13 protein-coding genes are annotated in these 15344 nt (G+C 66.2%); 9 read left to right on the plus strand and 4 right to left on the minus strand.

The window, feature by feature from the left end; genetic code table 11:
- The first annotated feature begins 43 nt into the window (after positions 1-43).
- Positions 44-667, plus strand: a complete 624-nt coding sequence (locus BLJ79_RS10920; RefSeq protein ID WP_071214757.1) for a malonic semialdehyde reductase — start codon at positions 44-46, stop codon at positions 665-667.
- Positions 668-754: 87 nt separating this feature from the next.
- Here BLJ79_RS10920 and BLJ79_RS10925 read toward each other — a convergent pair whose 3' ends face one another.
- Positions 755-1921: a hypothetical protein gene (locus BLJ79_RS10925; protein WP_071214758.1), complete on the minus strand. Its 1167-nt coding sequence runs from the start codon at positions 1919-1921 to the stop codon at positions 755-757.
- Between the two features lie 69 nt (positions 1922-1990).
- On the minus strand, positions 1991-5362 hold the full coding sequence (locus BLJ79_RS10930) for a DEAD/DEAH box helicase (protein WP_071214759.1): 3372 nt from the start codon (positions 5360-5362) through the stop codon (positions 1991-1993).
- Between the two features lie 111 nt (positions 5363-5473).
- On the opposite strand from BLJ79_RS10930, the gene BLJ79_RS10935 reads away from it, so the two are divergent.
- The 3 genes from BLJ79_RS10935 (at position 5474) to BLJ79_RS10940 (ending at position 7559) form a co-directional block, all read left to right on the plus strand.
- Positions 5474-6046 (plus strand): metallophosphoesterase family protein, encoded by a 573-nt coding sequence (locus tag BLJ79_RS10935; RefSeq protein WP_071214760.1) that lies wholly within the window; start codon positions 5474-5476, stop codon positions 6044-6046.
- A 90-nt stretch (positions 6047-6136) separates the two neighbouring features.
- On the plus strand, positions 6137-6304 hold the full coding sequence (locus BLJ79_RS23360) for a hypothetical protein (RefSeq protein WP_175475460.1): 168 nt from the start codon (positions 6137-6139) through the stop codon (positions 6302-6304).
- Positions 6282-7559, plus strand: coding sequence for an NAD(P)/FAD-dependent oxidoreductase (locus BLJ79_RS10940; protein WP_071214761.1), 1278 nt, complete (start codon positions 6282-6284; stop codon positions 7557-7559). Before BLJ79_RS23360 ends, BLJ79_RS10940 begins: the two co-directional genes overlap by 23 nt.
- A 278-nt stretch (positions 7560-7837) precedes the next feature.
- Here the strand turns inward: BLJ79_RS10940 and BLJ79_RS10945 are convergent, their stop codons facing one another.
- The gene (locus BLJ79_RS10945) at positions 7838-8692 is read right to left on the minus strand and encodes an NAD-dependent epimerase/dehydratase family protein (RefSeq protein ID WP_071214762.1); all 855 of its coding nucleotides are present in this window, start codon (positions 8690-8692) and stop codon (positions 7838-7840) included.
- Entirely contained in the window at positions 8689-9318 is a 630-nt protein-coding gene (locus BLJ79_RS10950) for a uracil-DNA glycosylase family protein (protein ID WP_071214763.1), read from the minus strand. Before BLJ79_RS10950 ends, BLJ79_RS10945 begins: the two co-directional genes overlap by 4 nt.
- A 113-nt stretch (positions 9319-9431) precedes the next feature.
- Between BLJ79_RS10950 and BLJ79_RS10955 the strand changes: the two genes are divergently transcribed.
- From BLJ79_RS10955 to BLJ79_RS10975, 5 genes are all read left to right on the plus strand, one after another.
- Positions 9432-9944: a nucleoside deaminase gene (locus BLJ79_RS10955; protein WP_071214764.1), complete on the plus strand. Its 513-nt coding sequence runs from the start codon at positions 9432-9434 to the stop codon at positions 9942-9944.
- Positions 9945-10091: 147 nt separating this feature from the next.
- Positions 10092-11681, plus strand: a complete 1590-nt coding sequence (locus tag BLJ79_RS10960; protein ID WP_071214765.1) for a long-chain-fatty-acid--CoA ligase — start codon at positions 10092-10094, stop codon at positions 11679-11681.
- A gap of 193 nt (positions 11682-11874) precedes the next feature.
- Positions 11875-13482, plus strand: coding sequence for an SH3 domain-containing protein (locus tag BLJ79_RS10965; RefSeq protein ID WP_175475461.1), 1608 nt, complete (start codon positions 11875-11877; stop codon positions 13480-13482).
- 53 nt (positions 13483-13535) lie between these two features.
- Positions 13536-14357, plus strand: a complete 822-nt coding sequence (locus BLJ79_RS10970; RefSeq protein ID WP_071214767.1) for a MerR family transcriptional regulator — start codon at positions 13536-13538, stop codon at positions 14355-14357.
- Positions 14358-14596: 239 nt separating this feature from the next.
- Positions 14597-15340, plus strand: a complete 744-nt coding sequence (locus BLJ79_RS10975) for a DsbA family protein (RefSeq protein WP_071214768.1) — start codon at positions 14597-14599, stop codon at positions 15338-15340.
- Positions 15341-15344 lie beyond the last annotated feature (4 nt).

The raw sequence follows: 15344 nt of genomic DNA on the forward strand, positions 1-15344 counted from the left end.
TCTGGTAGGAAACCGCCGAAGAACCGCAAGGAGAACACCCCAGATGAGCGTTGAAACCGCCGCAACCGTGTACGACCAGCTGTCGATCGATGCCGACACCGCAGACAAGCTTTTCCTTGAAGCCCGCACCGCCAACACCTTCTCCGAGGAAGCCGTCGCCGACGAGGCTCTCGATGCCATCTACGAGCTCACCAAAATGGGCCCGACGATGATGAACAACCAGCCGCTGCGCATCACCTGGGTCAAGAGCGCCGAGGCCCGCGAGGCAGTCGTCGCCAAGATGATGGAAGGGAACCGGGCCAAGTCCCTGGCCGCCCCGGCGCTTGCGGTGCTTAGCTACGACGCCGACTGGCACGAACAGTTCCCGGTGTTCTTCCCCCACGCTCCCGAGCGCAAGGCCATGTTCGACCAGGACGCCGCCTCGCGCGCCGAAATCGCCAAGAACAACGCTTGGATGCAGGCCGGCTACTTCATCATGGCCGTTCGCGCCGCCGGGCTGCACGCCGGCCCGATGGGCGGCTTCGACGCTGCCGGAGTGGATTCGGTCATCAACGCGGATTCGTCCAACCACGCGTTCCTGATCGTCAACGTGGGCGCCCCGGGAGAGAACCCGTGGTTCGATCGCTTGCCGCGCCTCGACATCGACGTGGCAACCACCAGCATCTAGACGTCCGGCCAAGTCCGAAGCAAAAACGCCGTGGGGCGGTGAGGATGCCAGGCATCTTCACCGCCCCACGGAGTTAAGCATTGGAACCTAGGACAAGACCTCTTCGGCCACGCGGGTCAGCGCACGTTCCAGCGGGGCACGAAGCACGCGCGGCACGCGGATGTGCTTGCCGATGCGCACGAGTCCCTCGGCCTCGGCGGCACGCAGCAGGGCCTCGGCGGCCGGCACGGTCTTTGCGAAGAGCGGCTGCAGGTGGGCCTGTTCCGGCTCCAGCTCCCCGGGCGCGGGAATCGAAAAGGCTGCCTCGGTGCGCGGGGGATTCGCCGATCCGGCCTTGGCCAGCAACGCGGCGGCCATCTGCGTGACGGTGTGGTCCGCATCCGGACCCACGGCATTGAGCAGGATGTGGGCGTAGATTCCCTCGGCCACCAGGTCCTTCGCCCCGCGGGCGCTGAATCCCGAATCGGCGTTCAAAGCCTCGGCCACCACGGGGTTGGGAAGTGCCCTTCCCTCTTGGAAGCTCAGCACCCCGGCACGCAACAGCGCATCCCAATAGGTGCCCAGTTTCGGAAGCTGAGCCAATGTGGCAACCGAGGATCCGGTCTCGGGCGCCCAACCCGGCCGTGCAACCTCGGATTCCGGGTCCAGGCGGACCTCGAGCCCGACGGCCGCGGCGGCCGAAACCAGGTCGGTCGGCAGCAGCAATCCGTCCTCTGCCACCTCGCGGCCTTCGCCCAGCCAGGCCAGCAAGGCCCGGGCCGTGGCCACCATCGGCAGCTTGGCCCAGCGTTCGTCCGCGCTGGCCTCGTCAAGCTCGGGGACCACAACGGGGGATTGGCCACCCTGGGCCGACAGCAGGTCGAAGACGGCCTTGAATTCCTCCACCTCTCCGCTCCAACGGCCGGTTTCGGCCAAAAAGAGCATGAACTCGCGCAGCATGGCGGCGCACGCGACGGCGACCTCGTCGCCAAGCTCGCGCAGGTCCGTGAACTGGATGGCCAGCGCGTCATGGTCAAGCTCGGACACCGCCACCTTCCCGCGCAGCCGGGCATGGACCGTCAGCAGGGTCACCAGGCCCTCGATGCCGGCCTCCGAGTCGTCCGGGGTGTGGCGCTGGTTGAAGAAGGCCCGCAATTGCGCGGTGTAGGGCCGCATGGCCGTGCGGACCTGGTCCTCGAACTTGGAGGCGCCGGCGCTTGGATTGCGTCCCGGGTGCCCGCTGCGTGGCTTGCCGGCGGATTTCGATTTCGACATGTTGGTGTCGTCCCCCTCTGGGCTTGGAAAATCTTGGGTGCTGCTTGGGTGGTGCCTTCCGGCTCCGTGCTAATCCGCGAAGAGCGAGCGAACGTCGTCGGCGCTGATCGCCGAGGCAAAGGCCGCATCGTCATCGAGGACAGCGGTGAAGAGCTTGGCCTTCTTGTCCTTCAGCGCCATGACCTTTTCCTCGATGGTGTGCTTGGAAACCATCCGGTAGACCATGACGTTGCGCTTCTGCCCGATGCGGTGCGCACGGTCGACGGCCTGGTTCTCCGAGGCCGGGTTCCACCATGGATCCATGAGGAAGCAGTAATCGGCCTGGGTGAGGTTCAGGCCGAACCCGCCGGCCTTGAGCGAAATCAGGAACACCTTGACCTTGCCGGAGGTGAAGGATTCGATGACCTTGGCGCGCTTGGTGGTCGAGCCGTCCAGGTAGGCGTGCTCGATCCCGGCCTCGGTCAGCCGGTCGCTGGCCTTGGACAGGAACGAGGTGAACTGGCTGAAGACCAGGGCGTTGTGGCCCTCGGCGGTGAGGTCCTCGAGCTGCTCGAGCAGGGCGTCGAGCTTGCTGCTGGGCACCGAGGCGTACTCCTCGTCGATGAGCGAGGCGTCCAGGGCCAGCTGGCGCAGCTTGGTCAGCGAGGAGAACACCGCGAAGCGGTTCTTGTCCATGTCCTCGAGCATGCCCAGCACCTTCTGGCGTTCGCGCTGCAGGTGGCGCTGGTAGATGACCCGGTGCTTGGGCGCCAGGTCGAGTTCCAGGACCTGCTCGTGCTTCTCGGGCAGGTCCGTGGCCACCAGTTCCTTGGTGCGGCGCAGCATCAGCGGGCGGATCCGGCGACGCAGGCGTCCCAGCGCCTCGTTGTCGCCGTCCTTCTCGATGGGCTTGCGGTAGGTCTCGTCAAAGCGCTTGAGTGCGGGGAAGAGCCCCGGGGCGGCAATGGCGAACATCGACCAGAGCTCGGAGAGGTTGTTCTCCATGGGGGTGCCGGTGATCGCGAGCTTGAAGGGCGTCGGGAAGTCGCGGGCCTGCTTGGAGGCCTGCGTGGCGGGATTCTTCACGAATTGCGCCTCGTCCAGGATCAGCCCGGAGAACCTGGTGGCTGCGTATTCGTCCTGGTCGATGCGGAACAGGCCGTAGGAGGTGATCATGATGTCGACCTCCGCGGCGATCTCGTGGGCGGGGACCCCGCCGCGGCGCACGGTCTCGGTCATGTAGACGCTGCGCAGGTTCGGGGCGAAGCGTGCCGCCTCGGCGGTCCAGTTGGAGACCACGGAGGTCGGGGCCACCACCAGGAACGGCGGCATCTTTCCGGTCGACTCGTCGTGGTTGTCCTTGGCGTGCTGGATCAGCGCCAGGGTCTGCAGCGTCTTGCCCAGTCCCATGTCGTCGGCGAGCACCCCGCCCAGCCCGTTGTCGTAGAGGAAGGAGAGCCACTCGAAGCCCTCGAGCTGGTAGGGGCGCAATGTCGCATCGATACCGGCCGGCAGCGGGGCGTGGTCGACCTCGAGGATGTTGCTCAGTCCCTCGGTGGAGTGTTTCCACGCGGCCGACGCCTCGACGTTGGTGGCGATGTCCTTGAGGTCTTCCCAGAGCGAGGCCTGGTGCTTGGAAATCCGGATGGTGCCGTCGCTTGTGGCATCCGACAGTGCCCGGGCCTCCTCGATGAGCCGGCGCAGCTGCTCGTATTCCGGGCGGTCCAGGGCAAAGTACTTGCCGTCGGGCAGCATCAGGTATTCATCGCCGTGCGCCAGTGCCTGGAAGAGCTCGGTGAACGGGACCTTGTTGCCGTCGATCGCGACTTCGACGCCCAGGTCGAACCAATCGTTCGTTTCGGTGTTCTCGGTCGAGATGGTGATCAGCGGGTTGGCGGTGAGTTCCTCGAACTCCGGCTGTTCGCCATCGATGTGCACCCGCAGGTTTTCCACGGCCTGCAATGCCGGCAGCGCATCGGTGATGAATCGTGCCGCCGCGACGCCATGCAGGCGCGGCGCGACCCTGGTGGCGGCAACGTTGCGTTGCGGATTGGCGAAGGCATCGGCATAGGCCTGGGGGAAGGATGCGATCGCCGCGGCGACTTCGCGTTGCATGGCCAGCTCGGCCTTGGGGTTGCGTTCGGTTCCCGCCACCAGTTCCAGGGGCACCTGGTGGTTGCCGTAGGAATAGCCCCAATGCAGGTTGATGCCCGGGACCGAGGTTTCGTCCTTTTTTTGCTTGCGGACCGGGTTCTGCTGGCCGGCGAAGTGCTCGACGCGCAGCAGCATGACCGGTTCAAGCGAGGTCGGCACCTCGACGGAGTGGTCGACGGAGGAGAGCTCGAAGGCCTTGGCGAGCTTGGGCAGGTATTGCTGCTCAAAGCTTTCCCGCCCGTTGGCCGGGACGGTGACCTTCTTGTCGGTGGCCAGCAAGCCCGTGACCAATGAGGGGAGCTTGGAGCGGGAAGGCGCCAGGTGCAGGTCCACGTTCTTCATGCCCTCGGTTGCGTCCCACCAGAAGACCCCGTGGTCGGCCACGGCGCCGAGGAAGTCGCTGTCGAAGCCCGGCGGCAGCACATCGACCGAGGGACGGATCCGCAGCTTCTTGCCCTCGGAGGCGATGTCGGTGCGGACCGCGACCGGATCGTGCACCCGGACCGAGGATTTTGCCGACTGGCCGCGCAGTTCGATGCCCAGCGCCGCGGCCCGGGTCAGGTGGTTCCACACCATCGGGGTCAGGAAATCGCTGGCCGACAGGTGGGTCCCGTTCCACGCGACAAAGGAGTTCAGCTGCAGCAGCGTGCAGAACCACTCGACCTGCTCCGGGTCGTAGGAGTAGTCGAAGGGCAGGGTCGGGATGCCGCCGGTGCGGGTGTAGCGGAAATGCTGCCAGGCCAGGTTGCCCGAGACCCAGCGGCCCTTGTCGTTGAGCTGGACCGGGCGCAGCAGCAGCTCCAGCTTGGAGGTGTGCGGAATGTTCCCGTCCTTGATCTTCGCCATGGCCGAGGCCTGGTAGCGCTGCAGGGTCTTCGGACGCAGCTCGAACTGGATGCCCAGGGTGCGCTGCTCGGTTTCCTGTCCGGGGTCACCGCCGTCCCCGATAAGGGAGTCCAGCGTGCGCTCCCACGGGGCACGCGGATCGGGGTCCTCGTAGTTTGTCTCGTCCCACATATAGGCGAAAAGCGCGGCCGCCGCGTGCTTGCAGTTCGAGCCCACGGGGCAGGTGCAGATCCCCAGCTGGGGCATGAGCAGCCCGTGGCGCACCTGGGAGTGGACAGCGGTGCGGTAGACCATGCCGCCGGAGCCCAACACCGAAGCGCGCACGATGCCCATGGGCTCGACCCAGTTGACGTCCAGCACCCTGCCCTGGCTTGCGTAGGCCGCCCCGCGATCCAGGCTGAGCGGGCCGACAAGCTCACTGATCAGTGTGGTGGAGTTGAGCAGTGGTGCAACGGAAGACATGTCAATAGTCTAAAGGCGGGCACCCACGCCACGGAGCCAAAATGGCCGCAGTGGGCCTGCGGGCTGAAACCCGCCGGAAACGTCCGGGTGGCGGGGAAAGAGGCGGAAACAATGGGAAGCACCTGGTTTACCTCGGATACCCACTTCGGACATGCCCGCATCATCGAGTCCTGCCACAGGCCCTTTGCCGACGCCGCCGACATGGATGCCGAGATCATCCGGAGGTGGAACCAGGTGGTGGGTGCCGCGGACATCGTCTGGGTGCTGGGGGACTGGGCCCTGGGTGACAAGGCCCGCGGGCTCGAGATCGTCTCCGAACTGCACGGCACCAAGCACCTGGTGGCCGGCAATCACGACGCCTGCTGGCCCGGGCGCATCGGAGCGCAGCGCCACCTCCGGCAGTTCCTCGATGCGGGCTTCGCCTCCGTGCAGGCTTTTGCACGGGTCAAGCTCCCCGCCACGGTGAACAATGCGCCGGGGCGCAAGGTGTTGCTCAGCCATTTCCCGTACGCGGGGGACTCCCATGGCGGTGACCGCTATGCGCAGTTCCGGTTGCGTGACGAGGGGGCCTGGTTGCTGCACGGACACGTCCACAATGCCTTCCTGGTCTCGGGCCGCGGCATCAACGTCGGGGTCGATGTGCATGGCTTCGCCCCGTCGGTGCCCAGGCGCTGGCGCAAGTGATCGATTCGATCGAGGATGAAGGGAGGCCAGACACCGCATGACGGGTCAGAAACCCGTCCTCCGAACGACTCGACGCAGAAAAAATAAAAAATGATCGCCTTTACCGCATTTAATGCAAACAAGAAGGTGTTGTGGTCTGCGTCACCGATGAAAAACGAAGTCCCGTTGCTTCGCGCCGCATTCCGCGCCAAAGTTGAGCCCAAGTGTTGGAAAAATCTTGAATGGAGTGTGAACCATGGCCAGCGTAACGACGCCTGAGCATGTTGTCATCGTCGGCGCCGGGTTCGTCGGCCTGTCCACCGCCTGGTACCTGCAGGAAGAAGGTGTCAAGGTCACGGTCGTTGACCGCGGCGGCGTGGCCTCCGGCGCTTCGTGGGGCAATGCCGGCTGGCTGACCCCCGCGCTGACCCTGCCGATCGCGGAACCCTCCATCTTCTCCAGCGGCCTGAAGATGATGATGGACCCGGCATCGCCGCTGTACATTCCACTCAAGGCCAACGCCAAGCTGCTTCGCTTCCTGATCGGGTTCACCTGGCACAGCACCCCGAAGAAGTGGCAGGAGGCCATGCGCATCTACTCCGAGCTCGGCACCACCGGGCTCGACGCCTTCGACGAGATCGCCGAGGGCACCAACGCGGGCCCGGGCGTGATCGAGAAGACCAAGCCGGCCAACCCGTTCCTGACCGGCTTCAAGTCGCTCAAGGACCGCGACGGACTGCTCCACGAGTTCGACATGATCCGCAAGACCGGCGGCAACGTCGAGTTCGACCTGCTCACCGGAGACGAGCTGCGCGCCATCGAGCCGACCCTCTCCGATTCCGTGGCTGCCGGCGTGGCCATCAAGAACCAGCGCTTCCTGAACCCGCCGAAGTACATGGAGTCCCTTGCCGAGTCCGTCATCGCCCGCGGCGGCGACATCGTGGGTTCCTACAACGTCACCGACATCCGGGACAACGGCAGCTCGGTCACCGTCATCGGCTCCGAGGGGCGTTCGATCACCGCCGACCACGTGGTCATGGCCACCGGCGCCTGGCTCAACGACATGACCAAGAAGTTCGGCGTGAACGTCGTCGTCCAGGCGGGCCGCGGCTACTCCTTCACCGTCCAGCCCGAGGTCATGCCGACCCACCCGATCTACTTCCCGTCCCAGCGCGTGGCCTGCACCCCGCTCGGAGACCGCTTCCGCATCGCAGGAACCATGGAGTTCCGCGACGCCAACCACCCGTTGGAGCCCAAGCGCATCGAGGCCATCGTCGCCGCAGCGGCCCCGGTCTACAAGGGCATCAACTGGGAGAATCGCAAGGAGGAATGGGTCGGCGGACGCCCTTGCACCGCCGACGGCATGCCGCTGGTCGGCGCCACCCGTTCCCCGCGCGTGCACGTTGGCGGCGGACACGGCATGTGGGGCGTGGCCCTTGGCCCGCTGACCGGCAAGATGATCGCCGCCGGCATCCTCGGCAAGGAAAAGCCGTCCGTGGCGCGCCACTTCGATCCGCTGCGCAAGGGCTTCTAGGCCCACAACGGGCAAGCCGGCTTGCTTTCAGGCCCCGGGGGCCGGCACGGACCAGTGGTTCCGTGCCGGCCCCCGGGGCTTTTTCACGGGAGGGAGGCCACTCCAATCGTGAAACCATGCGGGAATGGGTGACGATCGCGGCGAGATGACCGCCGCCCAGTGCAAGACGCTGAAATAGAGCGCTGCCGACTACCGGGGGCTGCAACTCGGCGCCTGCATCGTGATGATGCTGGTCTTTGCCGGCGGGACACTGGGCCGAGGCCGGGCGGCGGTGACCCTCAGGGGTGCCGGGCACCCTCGCCGGACAGCACGCTTGCATAGCCCTCGCGGTAGGTCGGGAACGCGAAACGGAACCCCGTGGCCAGCAGCCGCGCATTGGACAGGCGCCTGTCGCCTCCGCGGTTCACCTGGGCGTCCCCGGGCCCGGGTGCCGGCACGTCCAGCGAGGCGGCAATGAAGCGCTGCACCTCGGCCAGGTCCACCGGTTCGAGATCGACACCCAGGTACAGCGGATCCGGTGCCGGCACCGCGCTGCACAGGTGGACGATGGCCGAGGCTGCATCATCGCGGTGGATCCGGTTGGTCCACACGGTTTTTCCCGAGACACGGGCTGCCCCGTCGCGCACCTGGGTGATCAGGTGGTTGCGGCCGGGCCCGTAGATGCCGGCCAGGCGCAGGACGATGGGCGCTGAGGCGCGCTTGCACACCAGCGCCTCGGTGTCGGCCAGGATCCGCGCGGTTGCGGTGCGCGGGGTGATCGGGGTGTCCTCGTCGACCCAGCCGCCGGCCGCGTCGCCGTAGACCGCGGTGGAGGAGACCAGCAGGAAGCGTTGCGGGTCAACGCCGTCGCGTGCCAGCGCGTCGAACACGCGACGCGCGGCCGAAAGATAGGTGCGCCGGTAGGCGTCTTCGCTACGCTCGGGCGCGGCGGGAGTGAAAACCACGATGTCCGTGTCGGCATCGATGGTCGGCAACTCGGTGCCGGCATCGCCGAGGTCGACCCGGCGGGTGCCGAAGGAGGCAGGCAGGAGCTCGGGGCGGCGGCGCCACGCGGTGACCCGGTGGCCGGCCGCAATGAAGCGGAGCCCCGCCTCGGTGCCGAGATCCCCGGCACCGATAACGAGGATCTTCACTTGCCCGCTGGCCGCAATCCGGCCCGCGCCATGGCGTCGGTGTAGGCGGCAACCATTTCATCGAACCAGGCCTGCTGCTTTTCGGCCGATCCCAGGAAGGCGCGGTCCGCGGTGGAACGCACCTCATAGATCTTGATGCCGCGCTGGTTGATGACCTGCTGGCCGCCGGCCTTGATCCAGGCCTGCACCAGGCGCTTGGCCTCGGTTCCGTGGGCCACGATCGCCGAGGTGCGGTACGCGATGCGCATGAGCTCCTTCAGCGGGCGGATGCCGGCCTTGACCTGGTCCGGGGTCAGCTTGGTGCCGCCGTCGGGCAGCTCCCAGGGAAAGACGTTCMACGGGATGCCAAAACGCGGCTCCAGCCCGGCAGCCTCATAGACTGCAGCAAGCCGTGCCGCGGTGGGATCGTCGTTGCGCAAGGACAGGAAGCCCGAAGATGTTCCGGGGCCCGGCGCGATTTGCAAGGAAATGACCCGAGCCTCATCGACATCGTGCACCGGATCGATGAGCGGAACCCGGGAACCGGGCTGTTGGTCTTGCAGCTTGCGACATAATGCCGTGAGCTCGGCGACGGAATCGTCCTCCACCTTGCTCAGCTGTTCTTCAAAGTACTCGGATTGGCTCATTATTCACCTTTCGCCCTCCCGTTGAGCCTACGCCGAATATGGCTTTGGTGCATTCCGCGCCCACGCGGCATGCCCCTGTGGGCAAAACGACGCCCATGTCGCATGATGGGGCCATGGAACTGACTCGCTTGGACATTGACCATTTGACCCGCTGTGTTGAACTGGCCGAAGAGGGCCTGGAAGCCGGCGACGAGCCTTTCGGCTCGATACTCGTCGATGCGGACGGGGTCGTTCTTTACGAGGGCCGCAACCACGTGGCCGGAGGGGATTCCACCGCGCATCCCGAGCTGGCCATTGCGCAGTGGGCGCTGGGCAACCTGGAGCCGGAGCGCCGGGCGGCGTCCACGGTGTACACCTCCGGGGAGCATTGCCCGATGTGCGCCGGCGCCCATGGTTGGGCCGGGCTGGGGCGCATCGTCTTTGCCGCCTCGGCGGCCATGCTGGATTCCTGGCGCCGGGAGTGGGGTGCCGCTCCCGGGGCGGTGGCAGCCCTGCCCATCAACCTGGTGGTGCCCGGCATCCGGGTGGACGGGCCGGCCGACGAACTGGTGCCGCGGTTGCGCTACCTGCATTTCCAGTCGTTCCAGGAATCCCAGCGCGGAACGGCTTCTGCCGCGGGGGCCTGAGTGCCAATACGGAAATTGGAACTCGATGCCGGATTGTGAAACTTGATTCCAAGGCCTTAGTCTGGTGCGGGGTAAAGGTAGCCCGCGTCACATGTCGCCTTGGCGACCGTGGCCGGACACATAGCTGACGACCGGAATGAGGAGCACATGGGTGCGCAACCACTGGCCAACCACTCGGAGCTGACACCACTGCGATTCCTGCAGCGCTCCGTGGAGGTGTATCCGACTAAGGAAGCCATCGTGCACGGGGCGCGAACCTACACCTATGCCCAGTTCGGGGCGGAGGTGCAGCAATTCGCCAAGGCCCTGGCCGCGCGCATCGAGCCCGGGGACCGGGTTGCGGTGCTGGCGCCGAACATCCCCGAAATGCTGATTGCCCACTATGCCGTCCCGCTGGCCGGGGGCGTGCTCGTGGCCCTGAACACCCGGCTTGCGGCCCGCGAGCTCGGCTACATCATGGAGCACTCGGCCACGAAGCTGCTCTTTGCCGACTCGGAGCTCCTCGGCGCCGCCGCGGCGCTGCGCGCCGAGGTCCCGACCCTCGAGGCGCTCATCGAGATCCAGGACGCCGAATTCACCGGAGAGAGGCCAGATATCCGGGTGGATGGCACCTACGCGGAGTTCATGGCCACCGGCGCCGGGGCGGATCTTGGCTTCGCGATCCCCGACGAACGGGCGCCGATTACGTTGAACTACACCTCGGGGACCACCGGCAAGCCCAAGGGCGTGCTGTATTCGCAGCGCGGGAGCTACCTGAACTCGATGGGGGAGGCCTTCCACCAGGGCTTCGACGCGCACACCCGTTACCTGTGGACCCTGCCGATGTTCCATTGCAACGGCTGGTGCACGCCTTGGGCCGTCACCGCGGCCGGCGGCACGCACCTGTGCCTGCGGGCGGTCCGCGAGGAGCCGGTCTGGGACGCGATTGACAAACTCGGGGTCACCCACCTGTGCGGCGCCCCGACGGTCTGCTCGATCATCGCCGACTCGCCCCGGGCCCACGAGCTGGAGCGCGGCATCAGGATCACCACCGCCGGGGCCCCTCCCTCGCCGGCGATCATCCGGAAACTGCAAAGGCTGGGCATCGAGGTCGTCCACGTCTACGGCCTCACCGAGGTCTACGGGCCATACACGATCTGCGAATACCAGGACGCCTGGGACGATCTGGACGACGAGGCCAAGGCCGAAAGGGTCTCGCGGCAGGGCGTGGGCATGGTCCAGGCGGAATCGGCGCGCATCGTGGATGCGGAGATGAACGACGTGCCCGCCGACGGTGAAACCATGGGCGAAATCGTGCTGCGCGGCAACAACGTGATGATCGGCTACTACCGGGACGAGGAAGCCACCGCCGCGGCGTTCGCCGGAGGCTGGTTCCACACCGGGGACCTGGGCGTGATGCACCCCGACGGCTACATCCAGCTCAAGGACCGCGCCAAGGACATCATCATTTCCGGCGGGGAGAACATCTCGACCATCGAGGTCGAGCAGGCGTTCGCCAGCCACCCGGAGGTCCTTGACGTGGCCGTGGTCGGCGTGCCGGACGAGAAGTGGGGCGAAACCCCGGTGGCCTACGTGATCCGGGCCAGCGGCTCGCAGGTCGACGCGTCGGCGCTGCAGGCCCACGCCCGCACGCAACTGGCGGGCTTCAAGGTTCCCAAGACCATCCACTTCCCGCAGGACCTGCCCCGGACCTCCACCGGAAAGGTGCAAAAGAACGTGCTGCGGCAACAGGCCTAGCGCCGCAGCGCCTTGGTGTGTTTCCATGGTCGGTCTTCCCGGGAAATCGTCCCTGAAAGACCGTCCAACATGTATTCACTCGTGTCCCAACCGTGACAATTGCAACTCTGGCCACATAAGGTGTACCCAAGCGCGAACCGATCCACAGGGATTGATGCCTCACGGTCAATTCCCTTTTGAAGGAGTCTGCACCATGGGCACACAACCACTTCTATCCCTGCGTCTTGCGGCTGCAACGTTCGGTGCCACGATGGCGGTCGGAGCACTGTCCCCCGCGGTGATGGCAGCGCCGGCACCCGCGATGACGCCCCAGACACATCTGGTTCTGGCGAAGAAGCCGGTAGCGCCGCGTGCACAAACCACCACGATCATTCGAACGACCGCGAACCTGAACCTGCGGCAAAACCCCGGTGCCCATTTCGACTCGCTGGCCGTGCTCAAAAAGGGCACCGCGGTGACCCGGACGGGCAAGTCCAGCGGGGCCTGGTGGGAGGTGCGGGCCGGTTCGCGTACCGGGTGGGTAAGCTCGCACTACCTGGCCAAGAGCACCGTTGCCGCTCCCGCGCCCCAGGTCACAAGTGGCTATCGAACCAATGCGAACCTGAACCTGCGGCAGAATCCCGGCACCCACCACAAGTCGCTGGTGGTCCTGGCAAAGGGCACCGCCGTCGCTAGGACCGGAAAGGCCAGCGGCGTCTGGTGGGAAGTGAAGGCCGGGTCGCGGACCGGGTGGGTGAGCTCCAACTACCTGGTGAAGTCCGATGGCACGGCACCCGCACCGGCGCCCGCGCCCACCGCAACCCATCGGACCAGTGCGAACCTGAACCTGCGCCAACACCCCGGCACCCACTTCAAGTCGCTGGTGGTGCTGGCGAAGGGCACCGCTGTCGCCCGCACGGGCAAGGCCAGTGGCGCCTGGTGGGAGGTGAAGGCCGGGTCCCGGACCGGCTGGGTGAGCTCCCACTACCTGGTGAAGGCCTCCGGACAGGCACCCGATTCCAATCCGGTCGCCGGCGCCAACCGTTGGGTGGACGGCACGCAACCGATGTACGCGAAGGCCTCGCTGTCCTCCAGCCGCCTGGCCGTGCAAACAGACGGCACCAAGGTCCGGCTGGTCAAGACCGCAGGAAACTGGTCATATATCGATACGCCGGCCGGCCAAGGCTGGATCCCGAGCTCGTCGCTGGCCACCAGCGAACCGAACAACAACTCCACCTCGTATCGCTGGACCGCCTACGCCGCAAACGTCCGAACCGGCCCCTCGACCTCCTTCAGCTCCCTGGGGATCCTGCCCGCAAACGAAAAGATGGCCTACCTGAAGACCTCCGACGGATGGTCGCGGGTCAAGACCACCAAGGGCACGGGCTGGATCAAGAACACCCTGCTGACCAGCGTCGAATACCGGGCGCCCAAGGCGCTGCAGCCCATGACCCGGGCCATGATCCAGGACGTGCAGGAGCGATTCGGTGCCGGCATCAGCAGCGTCGGCGGCTCGCGCGCCGGATCCATCGGGCACAGCTCGGGGCTGGCCGCGGACTTCATGATCAAGGACTATTCCTCGGCCGCCGGCATCAAGGCCGGGGACCGGATCGCCGAGTACCTGGTGGAAAACCACGAACGGCTGCGGATCAGCTACCTGATCTGGCGGGACAAGCTCTGGCTTGCCGAGGACGGCCAGTGGGGACCGTACTCGACCGGCGGCTGGGGAAAGCACCTGGAATCCTCGCGCGGATGGAACGCGACCACCTTGCACATGGACCACATCCACGCGGAAATCTCGTCTGCCCGGGCCAACAAATAACCATGGCCCATGGCGGTTGACCTTGACCCAGGGCCAAGGAAAAGACTGAAGCCATGAACCACGAAAAGCTCTTAGGCATCGGCGCCTTTGCCCAGGCGACCATGCTCTCACCCAAGGCCCTGCGGCTCTATGGCGACCGTGGGCTTTTGGTGCCGGTGTCCGTGGACCGATTCACCGGATACCGCTATTATGATCCGGACCAACGCAGCCGGGGCCGCATCATCGCGATGTTGCGCGCGGCGTCCATGCCGCTCGAGGGCATCTCGAGGTTGCTGGATCTTGGCTCGGTGGACCCCGAAGGCGCGCTGGAGCAGCTTGCCGCCTACGAATCCGCACTCCGGAACAACACCGAATCGACTTCCACCCTGCTCGCCGCCGTGCGGGCGCACCTCAAAGGACAGGACATGGATAACGTCAATACCGTGCTGGAACCAGAGCGACGCCTGGTCTCCATCATGCTGCACACCTTCGTCGACGGCCTTGACACCGGGATGAAGCAAAGCCTGGAACAACTGCAGGCCTTCGCCGATGCCGAAGGGCTGGCCGTCACCGGCGACCCGTTTGGCATCTTCCACCAGGAAATCACCCCGGACTCCGACGGGCCGCTGGAAGTGTGCCTTCCGGTGGACAGACTCGCCGCCGGCGCCAACGACGCACCGGTGCGCAGCTACCGACTGGCCGGAGGCCGCTACGCCAGCATCCGTGTCTCCGGTGCCGAGACGGCCTTCCCGGCGATCCTGGCGGCCTATGACCAGACCTGCAGCTGGGTCGAGGAGGCCGGTGCCACCATGGTGGGACCACCGCACGAAATCTGGCATGTGCTGCCGTGGGCCGACGAACCGGCGGATATGACGGTGGCCTGGCCCTACGCGTAGGAGCAAGCCTAGGCCGTTCGATGCAGGGGGAGCCGCCGCGGCGGGCCGCATGCAGATATGCCGGCCTCCGCGGCGGTGCCCCGACGCCAATTCGCCAACCGCACTTCACTTCGATACGTTCAAGGGAGGAAAACACCCCCGCCCAGCCTCCGCGCCAACCGGCCTTCCCCTCCCCGTGGGGACGCCGAAGCGCCACGGGGGCACGAGGGCCCAACCGGGAAGGAACCGGTGTCTCGGACATGACGGAATCCCCTGCAGCACCAACCAAGGCAAAACTGCCGTGGTTCTGGATTCTCCCGATTCCGGTGGCCCTCGGATTGGGCATCGTGATTGGCCTGCAAATTGCCGCACCCGGGGAGGCAGCCCCGTCCCCGGCGGCCGCGGCGACCCAGGAAAGCCCGGGCCCGAGCCAGCCAGCACCCTCGGAATCCCAGCAACGGATCAACGTGGAGCGGCGCGATGCCAACGACCCCACGGCGGTCGGCGAACTCGACGCACCGGTTGTCATGGTCACCTATTCCGACTACCAATGCGGCTACTGCGCCAAGTGGGCTTCCGAATCGTTGCCGACCATCCTGGACAGCTATGTCGCCGGGGGACAGCTGCGCATCGAGTACCGCGACATCATGTTCTTCGGCGAAAACTCGCGGCAAAGCGCCGAGCTGGCCGTTGCGGCCGGCAAGCAGGGCAAGTACCAGGAATTCCACGACGCGATCTTCGCCAAGGGTGCCACCGCCAAGGATGCCGACTACTCCGCCAAGGGCATCGCGGCACTGGCCGAACGCATCGGGGTCGACGCCAAGCAGTTCACCGCGGACGCAGCGCACGCCGACACCGCGGCCCTGGTGCAGAAGAACCACGACGAGGCCGGCGCCCTGGGAGTCACCGGAACCCCGACCTTCATCGTCAACGGACGCCCGCTGATCGGCGCCCAGCCGCTGGAAGTCTTCGTGCAAACCATTGACGAGGAACTGGCCCGCTAGGGCC

Source organism: Arthrobacter sp. UCD-GKA (assembly GCF_001863355.1).
Taxonomy (GTDB): domain Bacteria; phylum Actinomycetota; class Actinomycetes; order Actinomycetales; family Micrococcaceae; genus Paeniglutamicibacter.

What these genes read in the sequence shown, in the direction of transcription:
- BLJ79_RS10920 (WP_071214757.1), top strand. Translation starts at nt 44, where the DNA reads ATGAGCGTTGAAACCGCCGCAACCGTGTACGACCAGCTGTCGATCGAT.
- BLJ79_RS10925 (WP_071214758.1), bottom strand. Translation starts at nt 1,921, where the DNA reads ATGTCGAAATCGAAATCCGCCGGCAAGCCACGCAGCGGGCACCCGGGA.
- BLJ79_RS10930 (WP_071214759.1), bottom strand. Translation starts at nt 5,362, where the DNA reads ATGTCTTCCGTTGCACCACTGCTCAACTCCACCACACTGATCAGTGAG.
- BLJ79_RS10935 (WP_071214760.1), top strand. Translation starts at nt 5,474, where the DNA reads ATGGGAAGCACCTGGTTTACCTCGGATACCCACTTCGGACATGCCCGC.
- BLJ79_RS23360 (WP_175475460.1), top strand. Translation starts at nt 6,137, where the DNA reads ATGATCGCCTTTACCGCATTTAATGCAAACAAGAAGGTGTTGTGGTCT.
- BLJ79_RS10940 (WP_071214761.1), top strand. Translation starts at nt 6,282, where the DNA reads ATGGCCAGCGTAACGACGCCTGAGCATGTTGTCATCGTCGGCGCCGGG.
- BLJ79_RS10955 (WP_071214764.1), top strand. Translation starts at nt 9,432, where the DNA reads ATGGAACTGACTCGCTTGGACATTGACCATTTGACCCGCTGTGTTGAA.
- BLJ79_RS10960 (WP_071214765.1), top strand. Translation starts at nt 10,092, where the DNA reads ATGGGTGCGCAACCACTGGCCAACCACTCGGAGCTGACACCACTGCGA.
- BLJ79_RS10965 (WP_175475461.1), top strand. Translation starts at nt 11,875, where the DNA reads ATGGGCACACAACCACTTCTATCCCTGCGTCTTGCGGCTGCAACGTTC.
- BLJ79_RS10970 (WP_071214767.1), top strand. Translation starts at nt 13,536, where the DNA reads ATGAACCACGAAAAGCTCTTAGGCATCGGCGCCTTTGCCCAGGCGACC.
- BLJ79_RS10975 (WP_071214768.1), top strand. Translation starts at nt 14,597, where the DNA reads ATGACGGAATCCCCTGCAGCACCAACCAAGGCAAAACTGCCGTGGTTC.